This is a genomic window from Psychroserpens algicola (genome assembly GCF_014526325.1).
Lineage (GTDB): Bacteria > Bacteroidota > Bacteroidia > Flavobacteriales > Flavobacteriaceae > Psychroserpens > Psychroserpens algicola.
On the sequence record NZ_JACNMJ010000001.1, the window covers coordinates 674,644 to 694,520 of the forward strand.

The following is a 19,877-nucleotide window of genomic DNA, read 5'->3' on the forward strand; positions in this document are numbered from 1 at the left end:
CATGGAATCATTCAAGAAATCACTTATTGCGCTATGTTTCTTGACGGCTTCCCTTGCTTCTGCTCAATACGCAAATTCTGAAAGTTTAAAACAGCTAGATAAACTTATAAGTGAAAAAAAACACAATGAAGCTAAGCGTTATCTTAAGGAGAGTATCGACATATTTAAAGCAAAAAAAGACTATTATCTTCTAACCGATTATATTTATTATACAGGTAAAATTAACCTTCAGCTTTATGATAAAAAGCGAGCCAACACCTCTGTACAAGACTATGTAGAATCATTAACCTCAGCAACAGATTCTGCAAAAGTATTACGACAAATTAAGCTAGAGCTTGCCACATATTATGAACTTCTTGGAGAGACTCAAAAAGCGTATAATTCAAACTTAGAGGCGCTCCAGATCACTAAAAACTGGAATGAGGCAACTCCAGAGCATTTGGGACTGATTGAAAATAATCTTTGTGTGCTCTTAACAAGAAAAGGAGATATTGCAAACGCTATAAAACATGGCAACAATGCACTAAAACACTACGAATCGTACCCTAAAACAAATAAAACTAATCTTTATGTACTTTACAGCACCATGGGTGGCTCAATGTGGTATGAAGCCAAAATTGATAGTGCATTATATTTTTATCAAAAAGCTGAAAAGACCTTAAAATTGATGGAACCAAATCCTACAAATTCATTTTATAGGCCAGCTATCTTAAATAATAATATTTCAGCAATCTACTCTACTCAAGGTAATTTGGAAAAAGCTTTAGATGCCATGAAATTCACGGTTAATAATCTTAATCAATATATCGCTTCAGATGTTGCTGATTCTAAAAAGGAAAACGGTTATGAGTTCCTATTTATGTCTATTGAAAACTTTGCTGGAATTTATAAGGATATCGGTAATTTAGAAAAAGCAAAAGAACTGTTAGAGTATTCATATAACGCGAAGAAAAAACACTTTGACTCGGAAAGCCCTGAATTATACAAAGCGAAAATTTTACTAGGACAAATCCATTTAGCATTAAAAGATTACAATCAAGCTAAAACTTTTTTAGACGATGGTCTGTCACATATTGAGAGAACTGAAAGCGGTAATAATTTTTGGGCTGCTGATGGACATTCCTATAAAGCAAGACTTCATGAGGAGTTAGGTGACATTAGCCTTGCAAAACAGCATTATGAAAATGCCGAAAATCTATACCAAGCTGCACTTCAGGGTGCTTATGACAATATTTATTTAGATTTCATCATAAATGCGAGTCATTTTTACGCCAAAAACGATGATGAAGAAAAAGCATTGGCCATGGCACAAAAAGCCTATGAATATATTAAGGAAAATCAAGGTTCAACGACTGCCTTTGAAATTCAACAAGCGTTAAATCTTGGTGAAATACATTATGAATTAGGAAATTATAACGCTGCATTAAACAACGCTGAGACGACTGAAGAATTGCTCAAAAAAATGCTTCCTACACAAACCAATCCTTTAGATTCCACAAAAATTATTCTATACAAACCACAAACTATTTTACTTAAATCGCGCTCAGAATACAAACTAAACGGAAAAAATAATTCTATTGCTGACTTAAAAATGCAATTTAAGACCTTAAAAGAAGCCATTTCTATTGTAGAAAAACAAAAAACATACCTTGGAGATGATACAAGTGTTTCACTTTTAATTGAAAGAAATTCTGATCTTTTTGAGTTTACAAAACAGCTGGCTTTAGATTTATATAAAACAACCAAAGACAAGGCTTACCTCTTAGAAGTGATAAGTATGCACGAATCTATTTTATACAATAAGATTAGAGCTCAATTAAACTCAAGAACTTCGATGACTTATGCCAATATTCCTAGCAACATCCTTGAGCAAGAAAAGATAATTAAAAATGCCATTCAAGAATCTTTAGGAAAAAGTGACAATTTAGAAGCTTACATAAAAGCCAATTCGCAATGGAAAACGCATTTGGAAACGTTAAAAAAAGATTATCCAAAATATTATAATCTGCGATTTGCTTCTATAGCTAAATCTTTAAAAGACATTGAAACCAAACTCCCAGAAAACACAACAATAGTTCGATATATCTATGTCGATGAAGAACTATACGCCAATCTAATTTCAAAAAGCGGAATAGAAATTTTCAAACTCCATCCAGAAGGGTTAAACTCAAAAATTACCAGTTTACAGGATGAAAATGCCTTATTTCAAAACAGTTTCAATCTCTCCTACGAGTTGTATCAACAATTATGGAAACCCTTTGAACAATACATTAAAACGAAAAAGGTCGTTATCATTCCTGATAGGGATTTATTCAACCTCAATTTTGAAATGCTTACTAATAAGGAGCTTTCCGATCCTAAGGAATTAGCAACACAAAGTTTGCTTTCACAATACACAATCTCGTATAATTACAGTCTTTTTTTAATTGACAACGGAAGTCATAGTGTTTCGTATAATAACAATTTTGTTGCCTTTGTTCCCGAGTTTAATGATCAAATGAAATCTGATTATCTATTATCTATTAAAGACTCCCTAAACATCGACAAAACCTACCTCACCTTGTTACCGCAACCCTTTACAAAAGATTTGGCAAACCTTTCTACGCGATTATTTAAAGGCACCTCTTTTTTAAACGAAAATTCAACAGAGCATATTTTTAAAAATAGCGCCAAAGAGCACAAAATAATTCATATTGGTACACATGCCGAATCGAACAATATTTCACCTGAACTATCACGATTGGTATTTGCCAAGTCTATGGATTCTACAAATACCGACGATAATTATTTATATACTTATGAAATATATAACACCAATCTCTCTTCAAATTTGGCGATTTTAACTGCTTGCGAAACCGGGAAACCCACCTACCAAGCTGGAGAAGGCATGATATCGTTGGCACACGCCTTTAATTATGCTGGTAGTGAAAGTATGTTAACCAGTTTATGGAAAATAGACGAACAATCCAGTGCTCAAATCATTCAAAGCTTTTACAGATATATCAAAAAAGGATTACCAAAAGATGAAGCCTTACAAAAGGCAAAGTTAGATTATATCACAACCGCAAAAGGAAGAACTACAGCTCCGCAGTATTGGGCTGGATTGGTTCTCATTGGAGACACGTCACCAATTGCTTTAAAAAGCACTCCAAATCTGGCCTTTTGGTTAAGTATCATTACTGTATTTCTAATATTAATTATGGTAATTTTTAAGAAAAAATTCAAAAAAACTAACTCATGACAACCTCATAATTTTTTTTATCTCAATTAAAGATGAAATCGTATAACATTAAAGGAAATAGGAATCGAAAATGTAATGGGTATCCACTACTTATCATGATTATTTTGGTCCTTATCTGTCCATTTTTATCCTATTCGCAATCTGAGAGCGATTATTCAAAAGAACGTATTCAACATTTAATTGATAATGACTCATTAGATCAAGCCGAAACGGAACTTCGTATCCAGAACGACTATTTCACGTCCATAAAACAATATGATTCCTTATCAAACTTAGTTTATTTTCATGGGAAAATTGCCCTTCTAAAAGATGATCCTGATTTTTTATCAAAAAGTGAAAGTGCTCTTGAGCAATTAAAACGTATGACGAATAACCCAGAAGCGCTATACAATGCTTATTCTGATATGGCATCGCTCACTGTCGAAAACGGAATGAATCAAAAATCGTATGATTACAATGCCTTAGGTTTTATTGAAGCTGAAAAAACAAGTCAGGATCGATTGAATAAAATGTCGAAACGAGCTTATGGAATGTCAAGTACGTCTTATTTTATGAGACAATATGATGCTGTTAAAAAGCATGGTAAACAAGCCTTCAAAATAAACCAGCAAAACCCTAATGCAAGTGCTGTAAATATCTACAATGCTTGTAATATTGTTGGTGTAATGATGCAAAGTGAGAACAAACTAGACAGTGCGCTCTATTACTATGAAAAAGGCGTAAAAGCTCTGAAAAAAGCAGATGGTAACGATATAAATGAGCGCTATTATTATCCAGCCATACTTTCAGGAAACATGGCGATTATATACATGAATCAAGGGAAGTTTAATCAATCCTTAAAACTCCAGCAAGACGCGATTAGGAACTATAAAATTACTATCGATTCGTCACAAAACAACCCAAGATTAAGCAATATTAAATACAATTATCTGTCTACCATAAACGATATGGGGAGCAATTATGTAAAGTTAGGTCAAATTGAACGTGCGCAGCAACTCTTTGAATATAATTACAACAAAGCTAAAGTCTATTTTCCTGAGAATAGCATTCAGCAAATTGTATATATTAATCAATACGCACAAGCCAAATGGGTCATAAATGATCGTGAAGCCGCCTTACAACTCATCAATGAAGCAGAGGCTAAATTTAAAAATGTATCAGAAAACTATGCTGGTTACATGACCTTTTCCATGGCAGCAAAAGCGAATATTCTTGAAAACTTTAACCGCATCGAAGAGGCTTATGAGGCTTATAAATATAGTGACGAGCTTTATGACATTGTCAATCCAGGAAATTATAGCCATGACCGACTTACAACACTTCGTGAAGCGACCTTATTTTACTCAAGAAATGGATATACAAATGAAGCCAATAACAATGCGAATCGAATTTTAAATATCATAAAAGAATCGGTTGAAGAAGATGATCTCGAAATGATAAAGACTTATAATTTTATGTCTGAAATTCAATTTAACCTTAGAAACTACGAAACATGCCTAAGTTGGTCTGACAAAGCTATCGCTGTTATTGAGAAAAATGAAGCCCTAAAAAGTGCTGATTCGGTATTTTGGAAAGGGCTGAAAATTCCGTCCACTCTCTATAAAAACAAAGCCAAATACGAGCTTATTGATACCACTAATGTTGCTGCACTTAGCAAGATACACCAAACTCTAAAAAAGCTTATTGATATTCACAATGTGAATACTGCAAAATATGCTTCAGATGGTGATAAAAGTCACTATTTAGAAAACACCAAACCACTCTTTAAGTTTTCAATGAAAATTGGACTCAAGCTTTATCAGTTGACTAACGATCCTATCTATTTAGATTATGTCATTTCAATTCACGAATCGACCATTTACAATCGTATTCGCTCTAAAATCGGACTAAGAGATGATATGAAATTTAAGAATGTTCCGAAGGCAATTCTGGAAAAAGAAACTGCAATAAAAGATAGCTTGGCAACCTTAAGATCGCAAATCGATATTGGTGATGAGACCATTCAGAAATTCATGGCTAAAAATGAAGAATGGTACCACTTTTTGGAAAATTTAAAACAAAAGCACCCAAAGTATTACCATATGCGTTATGAGATGGTAAAACAATCCTTAGGAACGGTTCGGGAGAACATCCCATCGAACACAACAGTCGTTCGCTATTTTTTTACAGGTGATGAACTTTATGCCTTTGTAGCCAACGCTAACACCAATACACTGTATCAATTGGATACCACAAATTTGACCAATCAAATTGAGTTGATTTCTACAACCATGTATGATTTGGAAGATGAGCACATGTTTAGAACACTACATCAATTATATAAACAACTCTGGCAACCACTCGAAAAGTCTATCACAACAACAAAGGTTATAGTTATTCCTGATCGCGAACTGTTTAATCTGAGTTTTGAAACCTTAACGACACAACCCATTAATCATTTAAAAACCTTAGCAGATTCAAGTTTACTTTCAAAACATATTATGTCTTATAATTATAGTTTGTATTTATTAGACAAAAACAAAACAATAGGCCAATATGACGACGATTTCATTGCATTTGCTCCTGGCTTTAACAAAATGATGAAAGAGCAATACAGAATCAATATCACTGATTCTTTATCTGTAGACAAAACCTATCTCACACTTTTACCACAGCCATTTACTGAAGACCTGGTCATTGAATATTCACGATTGTTTAATGGTCATTCTTTCATTAATGAAAAGGCCTCCAAACAAGTGTTTACAAAAGAAGCCAAAGAACACAAAATCATTCATATTGGCACACATGCCGAATCTAATAATAATGCGCCAGAGCTGTCTCGATTGATATTTGCAAAGACTATAAATGACACTATTATTTCAGAAGATAATTCGCTATACACTTACGAAATTTACAATCAAAACCTAGCTTCAAATCTGGCTATATTAACAGCTTGCGAAACGGGTAAACCTACTTACCAAGCAGGTGAAGGTATGATTTCATTAGCGCATGCGTTTAATTATGCTGGTAGCGAAAGTATCCTAACAAGCCTATGGAAGATCGATGAACAATCTAGTGCCCAAATCATAGAGTACTTTTACGGTTATCTTAAAGAGGGCTTACCAAAAGATGAAGCACTTCAAAAAGCAAAGTTAGAGTATATTACAAATGCTAATGGAAGAACTATGGCTCCGCAATATTGGGCCGGATTAGTATTAATTGGAGATACGAATCCCATTGAACTTAACAACTCTTCAAACCTCGTGTTTTGGTTAGGTATTGCAGTTATAATTCTAATTTTAATTGCAGTTATTATGCGTAAAAAACGTAAGGCATAAAAAAGAGTTTCCATATTACTGAAAACTCTTTACTTAAATAATAAACCCTAAAAATAATTCCCCTATGAATAGCATTAAGTTTATTAATTAGACATCGCAATTCTCATAAAATGTGAGCATGAAAAAGTCATCAACACGATGTATTGATGACTTGCATTATTAATTACTCTTGTTTAATTGGATATCATCACTCTCTTAATAACGATTTGATTTGTTGATTTATCATTAATGTTTAAAAAGTAAAGACCAGATGTTAATTGACGAATATCTATCATCGTTCTGGTAGATGTAAAGTCTCCCTTATTTACAATTTGTCCCAATTGATTAATTAAGTGCCAATCTCCGTTAATTAATGTTTCAGATTTGATATTTAAAACATCTTTTGCTGGATTTGGATACACACTTAAAATTTCCGCAATAGTAAGTTCATCAACATCTAATGTGGCATCAGGACCTAATAAATAAATTGAACCATCTTTAACTTCTACTGAAAAAATCACAAAATTACCACCATAATCGGCTTCGATAGTCTCTGGAATATCAGTTACTGTAAGTGAAGATGAAGTCACTATTTCAAAAATTGCATCACTAGACGGCAAATAACCTAAAACAACATTAAAATCACCACTGATGTCAGCATTATTTTGAACCACAAGTCGGTCATATTCGGTGCCAACGGTTGGTCCATCTATTTCAATATTAAAAGTTGTATTTGTTCCTGTGGTAAGATTACCTGCAATGGTTAAAACACCTGGTGAACTTCCTGGAGATATTTCAGAATTTAATTCAAAACCAGAAGGAAATCGAATGGTTCCACTTCCACCAAAATTAGAAAATTGACCTTCAGTAAACGCTTCTTCTATGACTAAGGTTCCTTCATCACTAATAATATCTGAACCATTATACAAATCTGTCAAGTTTATAGTTGAAATTCCTGAACCTGCTGTTTTTTTAATTCCTCCAATACCTTGAATTTGAAAGGAATGATTTGTTCCGCTATCATAACCAATAGTAATATTATCGGCATTAATATTATAATTAACCAAATTAAAAATTCTAATTCTTCCATTATTAATATTTAAATCTCCTTGATTATGTTCAATATCTGTTTCAAAAGCCCAGATTTCAAAATCATCTTCTATTTCTTTTAAACCAGGACCATCTATAATTAAACTTCCGTAATTAATTAAAAGCGATTGAACATTGACATCTTGTTTTGAAATTTCACCAGCATTCCAAATAATTGTACCTCCAACATTATTATTAATTAATGAATACATCGACAAGTTTCCATTAATGACAAGCGTATTATTTCTTCCAACGATAATCTCTTTAGCACTTGTAGTACCTGCGCCATCTGTATACGCTATATCACCTACACCAGGTTGGTTAAAATACACAATGTCGTCTGCGGTTGGGAGACCATTTGGGTCCCAATTGGCAGGATTGTTCCACAGGCCGTCTCCGCCTTCACCATCCCAGGCTATCGCAGAGGCATAATTTATATCGGTTACTGTATAGTAGATTCCATCAGACTCGCACTCAACACCAAAAGTAACTTCAATACCAGAGGTTTGATTTTCAGGAACAAAAAGAGTTGTTGCTGTACCACATGAACCTTGAGCTCCTTCAATAATTTGAAAAGAATCTCCAATTTGAGGCCCAAATCCAGGCATATAAACTACCATAGAACCGTTAAAAAAGTAATTTCCCTCACAACTTATTTGTGTGAAAATATCAACTTCATTGACATATAATTCTACTGAACTTGTTACATCAACAATAAAGTCACCTAATAACACAATATCGCTTTGGGTAAATAGGGACGATCCATTTCTAAGCTCAAGAGTTCCATAAGGTTCAAACGTAAAGCCTTCGTAGTAAACAAAACCATTATCAATTAAAATATCATCACCATACTGAGGCACATCAAAATAAGACCAGTTAAAGGGGTCACTCCAACTATAACCATCTCCTTCTCCAGTAAATTCGTTTTGAGCTAAAGCACTCATTGAGACACAAAGAAGTGTCATAAAAAATAAAATTCGTTTCATAATTAATAGCATTTATATGTTTATATATGGATACATCGAAACACTATTTAAATGTGAGCACAAAAAACCAACCTAAATTTTTTACATTTAATTAAGACAAACTTTTTATATTGCAGTAATCATGAAATTCAAACTTCTTTTTATTCTTGTCTATAGCTTATTGATTTCTTGTAATCAAGAAAACAAGCAGCAACCTATTGATGCCTTTGATACTGAAAACTTAAACTATGCCAACAAAGTTTTATTAGAAAGTGTCATGGAAGACGCGTTCACTCCTCCTGTTGCCAGTAGAATTTACGCCTATGCACATCTTGCACATTATATTACATTACAAAGTGTTGAAAACGACAGTTTATCTGAAATAACCTCTAAAATAAATGGTTTAGATCAGTTTACCATCCCTGAAACTTCAAATATAGATGCTAAACTTTCGGCCTTATTAGCTTTTTCTAGAATTGGAAAAAAACTGATTTACTCCGAGCAATATTTTGATGAATTAACAAATACCTTAAAAGCCAAAGCAAAAGAGAAAGGGCTTTCAGAAGCACATATTAATCGTTCAGAAGATTATGCAGTGTATATTACAAAACAACTTAGTGATTGGATTGATAAAGATATGTATATCGAAACCAGAACATATCCGCGTTTTACCAGTACCAAAAAACCTGAAAATTGGAGAGAAACGCCTCCAGATTATACCAGTGCCTTAGAGCCTTATTGGGACAACATTAGAACACTCGTTATAGATAGCGCTAATGTTTATAAAGCTAAACCGCTTCCTGAATATGATACTGACAAAAATTCGGACTTCTATAACATGGTATATCAGGTGTATGAGGAGTCGTTAAGTTCTACTGAAGAAAAAGGAAAAATTGCCTGGTTTTGGGATTGCAACCCTATTCTAACAGTACATAAAGGACATATGGTGACGACGATTCACAAGTTTACACCTCCTGGACACTGGCTCAATATTATAAGTCAGATTACAGATAAAGAGCAATCCGACTACTATACTACAACAAAAGCTTATACCTTAACAGCAACAGCAATGTTTGATGCTATTATAGGTGCTTGGCATGTTAAGTACAAAACCGATTTGGTAAGACCTGTTACTTATATCCAAGAATATATTGATCCTGAATGGAGCCCTATTTTACAAACACCTCCTTTTCCTGAATACACAAGTGGTCACAGTGCAACGTCTGCTTCAGCTGCAGAAATATTGACAACACTATTTGGAGAAAACTATGCTTTTACAGATCAAACCCAACTACGATTCGGACTGGAAGAACGTTCTTTTAATTCATTTAAAGAAGCAGCAAATCAAGTGAATTTGAGTCGTTTTTATGGTGGTATTCACTACATGCAAGGTGTAGAAGAAGGTGGAAAACAAGGTACATTTATTGCTCAACAAATATTAAAAAAACTTCAACCCTAATACTGTGTATTATCTAAGATTTATAATTGTTTTGAGTAGTCTGCTATTATTTTTCAACTGTAAAAAAGATGAAAAAAATAGCGCTGATAATCCTAAAACAGCTAACACACCTACCACTCCCGAACCTGCATTATTTGAGTTTTTAGAACCCTCTCTGACTAATGTTTCTTTTAAGAATGAGATTACCGAAACAGAAACGTTTAACATTTTACTCTATGAATACCTTTATAATGGTGGAGGTGTTGCCGTTGGAGATATTAATAACGATGGATTAGACGACATCTATTTCTCTGGTAATACAGTTGAAAACAAACTCTATTTAAATTTAGGAGACTTCAAATTTAAAGACATCACCAGTACAGCACAAGTTAATGGTGGTAATGGTTTTAAAACCGGTGTAACCATGGCAGATGTTAACAATGATGGCTATTTAGATATCTATGTTTGTAAATCTGCAGTAAACGAAACCGATTTTAGAAGAAATTTTCTTTATATCAACAATGGCGATTTGACATTTACTGAAAGTGGAAAAGCGTACGGTTTAGATGATACTGGATTCTCAGTTCAAGCCTATTTTTTTGATGCTGATGGTGATAATGATTTAGATGCCTTTGTTTTGAACCATCCAAGTAACATGGTTGAAGCCAATAGCATAAAAGTTGCTCAAAACGAAAATGGAGAACTAACGATGGTCAAACCTAAATCGTATGAACATATCTCAAACCGACTTTATGAAAATAACAACAATCGCTTTAAAGATATCTCTGAAAAATCTGGTGTCTTAAATGATGCTTTTAGCTTAAGTGCAGTTATTGGTGATTTTAATAATGACTTTAAACCCGATATTTATGTGTGTAATGATTATATAAAACCCGATAGGTTATTTATAAATAAAGGAGGAAATCGATTTGTTGATGAAATTGAATCCTATTTTAATCATACATCTTTCTCCTCAATGGGATCTGATTTTGCCGATGTGAATAACGATGGAAATTTTGACTTATTGACCTTAGATATGTCTCCAAAAGAAAACTACAGACGAAAAATGATGATGATGGCTCAAAACTATGATAAGTTTGAGAAAATGACAACCTATCAGTTTGGAACACAATATTCGGCAAATGCTTTACAAATAAATAATGGTAATAATCATTTTTCGAATATTGCTTTTTTAGACAATCTGGCACAAACCGAATGGAGCTGGAGCACACTACTGGCCGATTTTGATAACGATGGTCTTAAAGATATTCATATTACTAATGGTTATAAAAGAGATGTCACTAATAATGACTATGCGCGATACAAAATGGATGTGCTTCAAAAGCAATTTAATGCTAAAGAAATATCCTTAAAGCATTGGATAGAAGAAATCCCAAGTCAGCCTGTTTCTGCATTCTTATTTAAAAATCAGGGTCAAAGTAGATTTGAAGATGTATCTCATACTTGGAATAGCGGTCACGCCACATTTTCTAATGGTTCGGCGTATTCAGACTTAAACAATGATGGATATCTAGATCTTATTGTCAATAATATAAATGAGTTGCCATTTATCATGAAAAATAAAGGTGGTAGTTTATTTGACAATGCGTATTTAAGCCTTGAACTTGAATACAAAAAAGGAAAAACGAATATTGGAACTCTAGCAAAATTAACTCTCACTGACGGATCTGTTTTAACTGAATTATACAATCCCACTCGTGGATTTTTATCATCATCACAACACCGTTTACATTTTGGTATAAAAAAGGGCTTAGCTGTTGAAACACTTGAAGTTATTTGGCCAGATCAACAAGTTCAGCGTATCGAGAAACCCGAATTAAATCAAATTCTAAACATTAGCAGAACTTCAAATCCGAAGTATATCAATTCTAATATGACTTCTAAATATTTTGAAGATGCAACATCAAAACTAAGTGACGCTTTTACACATACAGAAAATGATTATATAGATTTTAAACGTGAAATTTTATTACACCATAAATACAGTGAAGAAGGACCAGCAGTAGCTATCGCAGATGTTAATAGTGATGGCTTGGAGGATGTCTATTTAGGTGGTGCTTTAGGCTTTGCAGGGAAATTACTCCTACAAACCTCATCAGGAGGTTTTAAATTAGAACCGCAAACCGATTTTGATTCAGACCGTATATTTGAAGATACTGACGCCTTGTTTTTTGATGCCAATTTAGATGGACATTTAGATTTATACGTCGTTAGCGGCGGAAATGAACATCAGGCCAATTCTAAAAACTACATAGACCGTTTATATATTAATAATGGAAATGGTCAATTTATAAAAGATACAGCAGCAATTCCTGATATTTTTGTAAGTGGCTCGGTTATTAAGGTTCATGATATTGATAATGATGGTCAATTGGATGTCTTTATTGGCGGACGTGTTACTCCTGGTCGTTATCCGGAAATTCCTAAAAGTTACCTTTTAAAAAATGATAATGGTGTATTTAAAGACGTCACATCACAATGGTCTCAAGGGCTTTCAAATATTGGAATGGTTACTGATGCTGAATTTTCAGATATAAATAATGATGGCATAAAAGAACTTATCGTTGCCGGAGAATGGATGTCGGTTTCTGTATTTCAAATGGAAAATAACCAATTCGTTAATTCAAGTAAAAACTTTAATCTGACAGACACTAAGGGTTGGTGGAGATCAATTACTGTGAGCGACATCAACAATGATGGTTATAATGATATTCTAGCTGGAAATTTAGGACTAAATTCTTTTTTCAAAGCATCTCAAGCAGAACCAGCAACATTACATTATAAAGATTTTGATAACAATGGAAGCGTTGATGCCATATTATCAACCTATGTCAATAACGTAAGTTATCCTGTACACAACCGAGACCGAATGCTCAGCCATATGGTGATGTTAAAAAAGCGTTTCACCCGATACGACCCTTATGCAAACGCTACAGTTCTTGATTTATTTACTGCTGAAGAATTGAAAGACGTTAAGGTTTTAGAGGCAAATCATTTTGAACACACCCTGTTTTTGAATCAAGGCGGTCAATCTTTTACACTAAAAGTACTCGCTAATGACACTCAAATATCTGTATTAAATGATGCCCTTATTTTAGACCTCAATCAAGATGGTAAAAAAGATATAATTACTGGTGGAAATTTTTACGGAACCGATGCAGAATTTGGCAGATACGATGCATCAATAGGTACTGTTTTAATGCATACAGAGGATTCTAATTTTAAAAGTATTTCCAGTTCTGAAAGTGGCTTTAATATTCCGGGTAATGTGCAACATGTAAAACCAATTACCATAAATAAAGACCAATATATTTTAATTGTCAGAAACAATGATAAATGTAGTTTATTGAAACTAAAATAATACAGTGTAGAAGCAAAAAGCACCTTAATTAAGGTGCTTTAAGTGTTGTAAGTTAAGTTTCGATTTATAAGGTAAAATGTTCTGCAAATCGACGTTTTCCTGAAGTCATTCGAATGTAATAATCTCCTTTTTGCTCTTCAGATAGTGCATAAACACGCTCTAAGATTTTATCACCTTCTAATACGTCTTTATAAATAATCTCATCATTATAATAAAGTGCAACTTTTAAAGGTTCATTATCTAATGCCAATTGGGAGACATACAGTTGATTGTTATCTAATCTTGCCATAGGTTTAAAAACCCTTGAATCTCTGTACGTTAAAAATGTAACCTTATTAGCGTCGATTTTAAAAGGCTTAACAAGAATTTCTACATCTTTATCTAACTCAATAGTGTAATATCCATCTTCTAAGGCTGTAAGATCAAAGTGTTTTGCATATTTACCTTGTCCTGAAATAACCTCTTTATGTAATATAACTCCCTGACTATCTTTTAGAGTCAATTGATATCCCTTTTTAACATCAAGAAATTCGAATTTAGTCATACGAATTGCTGGAGTTCCATCTTTAATTCCTTCTGCGTAGCCTATTACAATAGTTAACATCATTGCTACAATTAATACTTTTTTCATTGTTTTCATCACGATATAGGTTTTAATGATTAACAGTACAAATGTATGACGCTTTAGTCCCTTAGAAAACAACAGATTTGGCAAATTTATATAGTATATTAACTTTAATAATTCAATAAAATTTACTTTAAGTTAATATAGTATACTTTTGTGATAATTTTGAATAGAAAATAAAAATCAAATACTGTAATTTTGTAAGTAACATAATTACTATGAAGCAAAGAAAACCTACTTTAGAAAAGATTAGTCCGAATTTTGGAAGTTCAGTGTTTGTAAAAAAAGGCACTTCCGAAGATAATGAAAGTAAGCCCTTCTGGCATTTTCACCCAGAAATAGAATTGGTCTATGTCAACAAAGGACAAGGAAAGCGTCATATTGGTAATCATCTGTCGTATTTTAACAATAGTCAGTTGATTTTAATTGGTTCTAACTTACCACATAATGGGTTTACAGATCGATTAACTCAACATGGCTCTGAAGTTCTGGTACAATTTAGACCTGAATTTTTAGGAGATAATTTCTTCGATATTCCAGAAATGACCGCTATTAACGCCCTCTTTGAACGTGCTAAAAACGGAATTTTGTTCAAACCCGAAACTAAACGTCGAGTTGGTAAAAAAATTCAAAAGCTTAATGAAGTAGAAGGCTTTGAACGTGTGATGCTACTCTTAAAGATTTTAGATAAGCTCTCTAAAGCTAAAGATTATGAAATTTTAAATGCTGACGGGTTTGTTTTTGAAACCGAACTTCAGGATAGTGCTAAAATTGATATCATATACAAACACATTAATAACAACTTTCAAAATCATATATCACTTGATGAAATTGCCGAAAAAGTAAGCATGACCGTTCCTGCATTTTGCAGATACTTTAAAAAATCAACTGGAAAGACCTTTACAAAACTCGTGAATGAGTATCGCATTGTTCATGCGACTAAACTACTTTCGGAAAGCCAAATTACTATTGCTGATGTTGCTTTTGAATGCGGTTTCAATAACTTTTCACATTTCAATAAACTATTTAAAGAGTTCACTGGAAAAAGTGCTTCAAAATATAGAGGAGAACTTAAACTAATGGTTAAATAATTTAGCTTGCTAAAGATGAAAGATAAGATAGAGACAACTTTAGAGTATTATCAAACAAAAGAGAGGCAAATACTTGATGCTGTTAATTCTAATTCTAAGTTAACTGCTGAAGATATTATTCATTATGGTGAAGAAATGGCTATTATTGTTTATAAAATAACAGCTTTAGAGATTGCCAAAGAAAATTAAGATTTATTTTTCTCCATCCCATTCGGCATAGAACTGTTTCAAAAACCCTTCCATATACTGATGCCTTTCTAGAGCAATTTTTTGCCCTGTTTTAGTGTGCATTCTATCCTTTAATAGTAAAAGCTTTTCATAAAAATGATTAATCGTAGGTGCTGTAGAAGCTTTATAGGCTTCCTTGGTCATATGCAAATTTGGCTTAATTGATGGATCAAACAATTTACGGTTTTTAAAACCTCCATAATTAAAGGTTCTGGCAATTCCTATGGCGCCTAATGCATCGAGTCGATCGGCATCCTGAACCACATCAAGTTCTGGAGAACGAAACTGTTGTTCTTCATTTCCACCTTTAAAAGACACATGTTTTATGATCTTAACAACATGCTCAATTACAGCAGAATCTACATTTAATCTGAACAAAAACTCACGTGCTTTCTGAGGGCCGATTGTTTCATCTCCATCATGAAATTTACTATCGGCGATGTCGTGTAACAAAGCACCTAAAGCCACTACAAATTGATCTACTTTTTCATGTTTAGAAATTAGTAATGCGTTATTATAAACTCTTAAGATATGAAACCAATCGTGTCCACCTTCGGCTTTTTCAAGTTCTTTTTTTACAAAAGCCTTAGTTTGTTTTATAATCGTTTCTGAAGTATTCATTATTTAAAATTAAAAGTCTTTCAAGTTCTAAAAATAAATGATCAATGTTGTATTGAATTATTTCAAACGCGCAGGTTCAACCCATTTAAATTGGTAAGAGTTTTCCGGAATGGTTATTCGGTCTGCTAGTCGTAACATTCGCGCAGGTAATTTCATTAAATAATCTCTTGCTCTTTCGGCATCATCAGAAAGATTTTTAATATTACTAATATCCCATCTATCGATTAATTTTTGCAAAATATCAACATAATCGGCAGATGTATATACACCAATTCGCTGAGCTGTATTTGAAAACTCTTCAAATGCAGTCCCAATTTTATCTCCAGATTCTCTAAGGAAATGTGCTGGCATGGCTATTTTTTTCTTCATCATATAATGAAAAGCCATCATCATCTGACTCGGATCTACCTCAAAAATGCGCTCTACAAATTCAGAATACGCATGATGGTGTCGCATTTCATCACCAGAAATAATTTTACACATCTTTGCTAATTGCTTATTACCTTTTTCTTTGGCAATCTTAGCAACTCTATTATGGGAAATATAAGTAGCCAGCTCTTGAAAACTTGTATACACGAAGTTTTTATAAGGGTCTCTATCTGTACCAATATCAAAGCCATCTGCAATAAGATACTGAGTCGTTTTTTCTATTTCTCGCATATTGACTCGTCCCGATAGATACAAATATTTATTAAGCACATCTCCATGTCTGTTTTCTTCGGCTGTCCAGTGCATAACCCATTTTGACCAGCTATTTCGTCCAACCTGATCAACGCCTTCTACGTCCATCAACCAAGATTCATACGATGGTAACGCTTCTTCTGTAATCATATCTCCAACTAAAACTACCCAGAAATCATAGGGCAATTCTTTTGAAAGTTCTCTAATTTCTTTTACCTCATCATAAAAGTTATCACTTTCAGAATCTGGTAAAAAATCTGTAGGTTGCCAGATTTTTTCAATAGGAATCAGGTATTTTTCGATAAGATGATCAACATCTTTTTCGAGATGTTGCATAACTTCCAGCCGTACATTTTTCAGCGACATATATAAACGGATTAATGGTTAGTAGATCGCGTCAATAATCGTATGTTCTACTCTACTAACTAACGCTCTCTTATCTGTAAAGGTAGCTATTTCTAAAGGCTTATGAACAGTAAATTTAATATGATTTCCAATTCCCATCGGAAACTTACCATAACGTAACATTTTCCATGAGTTATTTACCGTAACAGGAACTATCCAAGCAGAAGGTGTTTTTGATATTAAAAGATCAAGTCCTTTGGTTTTGAAAGGTTTTGGAGTTCCGTCTTTACTCCTAGTACCTTCAGGAAAAATAACACCTGCACGATTGGTACTTTCTAGATAGTCGGCAAACGTCATCATAGCTGGTAAAGCCTGCCGAGGATTTTTCCTATCAATCAAAACCGAACCGCCATGTCGCAAATTAAACGATACGCTCGGTATGCCTTTTCCTAACTCTTTTTTAGCAACAAATTTCACATGGTGCTTTCGCATATACCACATAATAGGAGATATGTCATACATACTTTGATGATTAGACACAATGAGTAGTGGTTTATTTTTGGGAATATCATGTGGGTTATTCCAGGTAAACCGCGTACCTAAAACATTTAGACAACGCATTAAACTATACTGAAGTGCATCAACAGATATTTTATGTGCCTGATAGCCAAAGACTTTAAAACAAAACCACTGAATTGGATGAAAAAACAACAGTGTGATTCCGAAGACTATAAAATAGATAACTGTTAAAGGATAGGCTAGTAGTTTTCTCATGAGACAAAAATAATTCAATGTCGTATATTCACAAAAAAACCACGATTAAATCGTGGTTATAATTATTGGAATACGGTTATGCTTTCTAACAATGATCGTTATAAGCATCCATAAGGTTTTCAGCAATTAATTCAGCTGGACGACCTTCAATATGATGACGCTCTAACATATGAACCAATTCACCATCCTTAAATAAAGCCATGCTTGGTGAACTTGGAGGAAAAGGAACCATATGTGCTCTTGCAGCATCAACAGCTTCTCTATCGACACCTGCAAATACAGTTACAATATGGTCTGGACGTTTTGCATTTTGCAAACTTTGTCTCGCTCCAGGACGAGCATTCGCAGCGGCACAACCACAAACCGAATTTACGACAACTAAAGTCGTTCCTTCTTTTGCTAATGCAGCTTCAACAGCTTCAGCTGTTTGTAATTCTTCAAAACCAACGTTGGTTAAATCCTCACGCATAGGTTTTACTAATTCTGCTGGATACATATATTTTGTTTTTAAATTAATATTTAGACTGCAAAGATACGTAAAATTAGTAGCTATTTATAAGTATTCGGTAAGCAGTTTAAATGCCGTTATTTAAGTTTTCAATAGTTCATCTAAATGTTTTTAATTTTTATTTGACTTCATTTTTCAGTAACAAAGTCTGTATCATTTCTACTAACAAATAGTATATTTGGTATTCACATTAAATAAAATAGATACATGAGTTTTGCAAAATGGGTAGGAGGCGCTTTAGGATGGTCATTTGGTGGTCCTATTGGAGCTATAATTGGTCTTGCTATTGGAAGTTTAATTGATGGTGCAGCCGAACAAAAAGGGTTTTTACTGGGTGATGGAAACTCACAAAACAGACAAAGTTCTAGGCCATCATCTCGACATCGTACACAATCGAGAACAAGAACGCGTCCTCAAACGCAATCTGGTGATTTTGAAGTGAGTTTATTAATTCTAGCTTCGGTTGTTATAAAAGCCGATGGTAAACAAGACCAAAGCGAGTTGAATTATGTACGCCAACAATTTGTAAGCATGTATGGAAAAGATAGAGCCAATCATGCGTTTAGGCTATTTAAAAATATAAGTAAGCAACAAATTCCGACACGAAAAGTTTGTTTACAAATTAGAGAAATGATGGATCATTCCTCACGATTACAGTTGCTGCATTTTCTCTTCGGAATAGCCAAAGCAGATGGTATGGTAACCGATGATGAAGTTTCACAAATTTATATGATTTCTGGCTATTTAGGAATCAGCTCTCGAGACTACTCTAGCATTAAAGCTATGTTTTACAATAGCAGTGATAATGCCTATAAAATATTAGAAATCACCAAAGAGGCAACTGATGAAGAGGTTAAAAAAGCCTACAGAAAAATGGCAAAAAAATACCATCCAGATAAAGTTATTCACTTAGGCAAGGAGCATCAAAAAGGTGCTGAAGAAAAGTTTAGACAAGTTCAAAAAGCTTATGAACACATACAGAAAGAACGTGGGTTTTAATCTTTTAATAATTTGATTTTATTCAGGTGAAGACTTCAATATCTATCTAAAATGCAATCAGATATGTCTTGTTAAATGCCTATCTATTAGACCTGAAAGCTAACTTTTGTGAATTGTGCGTATTAATTTGAGGCATAGAATTTGTGATAAACTTTTAGCTAATCAATACTATTACTAATGACATTCTCGATTTCTTTTTTACTGCTTTTAAGTGCTGTTATTACAAATGCACAAGAGGTTACAGGAACCTACCAGCTACATTCTAAATCTGATGATTTTGAACTTACCCGAACACTTACACTTAATGCCGATGGTACCTTCGATTATTATAATTACAGATGGGTAGAAAGAGGTATTCCTCAAGATACGCATACCTACGGAAAAGGAACATGGACTCAAGATGATAAGGTGATTTCTTTTTTTACTGAAGCTGAAAGTTTAGATGATAAATTCACCTTAGATTTTAGTGGTACAAAAGCCCGGTTTATTAGTAAATCATCAAGAGATAAGTCTGACCGCTCCATTAAAACTGCTCTAAGATTTTACGAATCTGAAATTTTTTGGATAAAAGGAATGAAACTTATTAAACAATAA

14 protein-coding genes are annotated in these 19,877 nt (G+C 33.5%); 8 read left to right on the forward strand and 6 right to left on the reverse strand.

Annotated features, from left to right (window positions below):
- Position 1: 1 nt before the first annotated feature.
- Together H7350_RS02795 and H7350_RS02800 are read left to right on the forward strand one after the other, a co-directional pair.
- Positions 2 to 3,241, forward strand: coding sequence for a CHAT domain-containing protein (locus tag H7350_RS02795; protein ID WP_204344349.1), 3,240 nt, complete (start codon positions 2 to 4; stop codon positions 3,239 to 3,241).
- 32 nt (positions 3,242 to 3,273) lie between these two features.
- Entirely contained in the window at positions 3,274 to 6,558 is a 3,285-nt protein-coding gene (locus H7350_RS02800) for a CHAT domain-containing protein (protein ID WP_204344350.1), read from the forward strand.
- A gap of 173 nt (positions 6,559 to 6,731) precedes the next feature.
- Here the strand turns inward: H7350_RS02800 and H7350_RS02805 are convergent, their stop codons facing one another.
- On the reverse strand, positions 6,732 to 8,612 hold the full coding sequence (locus tag H7350_RS02805; RefSeq protein ID WP_204344351.1) for a T9SS type A sorting domain-containing protein: 1,881 nt from the start codon (positions 8,610 to 8,612) through the stop codon (positions 6,732 to 6,734).
- A gap of 121 nt (positions 8,613 to 8,733) precedes the next feature.
- Here H7350_RS02805 and H7350_RS02810 point away from each other — a divergent pair, with 121 nt between their 5' ends.
- Complete coding sequence (locus tag H7350_RS02810) at positions 8,734 to 10,050, forward strand: vanadium-dependent haloperoxidase (protein ID WP_204344352.1); 1,317 nt, start codon at positions 8,734 to 8,736, stop codon at positions 10,048 to 10,050.
- Between the two features lie 4 nt (positions 10,051 to 10,054).
- A complete protein-coding gene (locus tag H7350_RS02815) occupies positions 10,055 to 13,411 on the forward strand; it encodes an FG-GAP-like repeat-containing protein (RefSeq protein ID WP_204344353.1) in 3,357 nt (1,118 codons plus the stop codon).
- A gap of 64 nt (positions 13,412 to 13,475) precedes the next feature.
- Here H7350_RS02815 and H7350_RS02820 read toward each other — a convergent pair whose 3' ends face one another.
- On the reverse strand, positions 13,476 to 14,042 hold the full coding sequence (locus H7350_RS02820; RefSeq protein ID WP_204344354.1) for a hypothetical protein: 567 nt from the start codon (positions 14,040 to 14,042) through the stop codon (positions 13,476 to 13,478).
- Between the two features lie 212 nt (positions 14,043 to 14,254).
- Between H7350_RS02820 and H7350_RS02825 the strand changes: the two genes are divergently transcribed.
- Entirely contained in the window at positions 14,255 to 15,127 is an 873-nt protein-coding gene (locus H7350_RS02825; protein WP_204344355.1) for an AraC family transcriptional regulator, read from the forward strand.
- Between the two features lie 15 nt (positions 15,128 to 15,142).
- Positions 15,143 to 15,316 carry a hypothetical protein gene (locus H7350_RS02830; RefSeq protein WP_204344356.1) on the forward strand — a complete coding sequence of 58 codons (174 nt, stop codon included), beginning with the start codon at positions 15,143 to 15,145 and terminating at the stop codon, positions 15,314 to 15,316.
- Between the two features lie 3 nt (positions 15,317 to 15,319).
- Here H7350_RS02830 and H7350_RS02835 read toward each other — a convergent pair whose 3' ends face one another.
- The 4 genes from H7350_RS02835 to H7350_RS02850 form a co-directional block, all read right to left on the reverse strand.
- Positions 15,320 to 15,976 carry an HD domain-containing protein gene (locus H7350_RS02835; protein ID WP_204344357.1) on the reverse strand — a complete coding sequence of 219 codons (657 nt, stop codon included), beginning with the start codon at positions 15,974 to 15,976 and terminating at the stop codon, positions 15,320 to 15,322.
- Positions 15,977 to 16,033: 57 nt separating this feature from the next.
- The gene (locus H7350_RS02840; protein WP_204344358.1) at positions 16,034 to 17,023 is read right to left on the reverse strand and encodes an acyl-ACP desaturase; all 990 of its coding nucleotides are present in this window, start codon (positions 17,021 to 17,023) and stop codon (positions 16,034 to 16,036) included.
- Positions 17,024 to 17,041: 18 nt separating this feature from the next.
- Positions 17,042 to 17,776, reverse strand: a complete 735-nt coding sequence (locus H7350_RS02845; protein WP_204344359.1) for a lysophospholipid acyltransferase family protein — start codon at positions 17,774 to 17,776, stop codon at positions 17,042 to 17,044.
- Positions 17,777 to 17,861: 85 nt separating this feature from the next.
- Positions 17,862 to 18,272 carry a BrxA/BrxB family bacilliredoxin gene (locus tag H7350_RS02850; protein ID WP_204344360.1) on the reverse strand — a complete coding sequence of 137 codons (411 nt, stop codon included), beginning with the start codon at positions 18,270 to 18,272 and terminating at the stop codon, positions 17,862 to 17,864.
- 219 nt (positions 18,273 to 18,491) lie between these two features.
- Here H7350_RS02850 and H7350_RS02855 point away from each other — a divergent pair, with 219 nt between their 5' ends.
- Complete coding sequence (locus H7350_RS02855) at positions 18,492 to 19,283, forward strand: TerB family tellurite resistance protein (protein WP_204344361.1); 792 nt, start codon at positions 18,492 to 18,494, stop codon at positions 19,281 to 19,283.
- A gap of 177 nt (positions 19,284 to 19,460) precedes the next feature.
- Positions 19,461 to 19,877 carry a hypothetical protein gene (locus H7350_RS02860; RefSeq protein ID WP_204344362.1) on the forward strand — a complete coding sequence of 139 codons (417 nt, stop codon included), beginning with the start codon at positions 19,461 to 19,463 and terminating at the stop codon, positions 19,875 to 19,877.

What these genes read in the sequence shown, in the direction of transcription:
- H7350_RS02825 (WP_204344355.1), top strand. Translation starts at nt 14,255, where the DNA reads ATGAAGCAAAGAAAACCTACTTTAGAAAAGATTAGTCCGAATTTTGGA.
- H7350_RS02860 (WP_204344362.1), top strand. Translation starts at nt 19,461, where the DNA reads ATGACATTCTCGATTTCTTTTTTACTGCTTTTAAGTGCTGTTATTACA.
- H7350_RS02830 (WP_204344356.1), top strand. Translation starts at nt 15,143, where the DNA reads ATGAAAGATAAGATAGAGACAACTTTAGAGTATTATCAAACAAAAGAG.
- H7350_RS02820 (WP_204344354.1), bottom strand. Translation starts at nt 14,042, where the DNA reads ATGAAAAAAGTATTAATTGTAGCAATGATGTTAACTATTGTAATAGGC.
- H7350_RS02845 (WP_204344359.1), bottom strand. Translation starts at nt 17,776, where the DNA reads ATGAGAAAACTACTAGCCTATCCTTTAACAGTTATCTATTTTATAGTC.
- H7350_RS02805 (WP_204344351.1), bottom strand. Translation starts at nt 8,612, where the DNA reads ATGAAACGAATTTTATTTTTTATGACACTTCTTTGTGTCTCAATGAGT.
- H7350_RS02835 (WP_204344357.1), bottom strand. Translation starts at nt 15,976, where the DNA reads ATGAATACTTCAGAAACGATTATAAAACAAACTAAGGCTTTTGTAAAA.
- H7350_RS02810 (WP_204344352.1), top strand. Translation starts at nt 8,734, where the DNA reads ATGAAATTCAAACTTCTTTTTATTCTTGTCTATAGCTTATTGATTTCT.
- H7350_RS02795 (WP_204344349.1), top strand. Translation starts at nt 2, where the DNA reads ATGGAATCATTCAAGAAATCACTTATTGCGCTATGTTTCTTGACGGCT.
- H7350_RS02855 (WP_204344361.1), top strand. Translation starts at nt 18,492, where the DNA reads ATGAGTTTTGCAAAATGGGTAGGAGGCGCTTTAGGATGGTCATTTGGT.
- H7350_RS02800 (WP_204344350.1), top strand. Translation starts at nt 3,274, where the DNA reads ATGAAATCGTATAACATTAAAGGAAATAGGAATCGAAAATGTAATGGG.
- H7350_RS02850 (WP_204344360.1), bottom strand. Translation starts at nt 18,272, where the DNA reads ATGTATCCAGCAGAATTAGTAAAACCTATGCGTGAGGATTTAACCAAC.
- H7350_RS02840 (WP_204344358.1), bottom strand. Translation starts at nt 17,023, where the DNA reads ATGTCGCTGAAAAATGTACGGCTGGAAGTTATGCAACATCTCGAAAAA.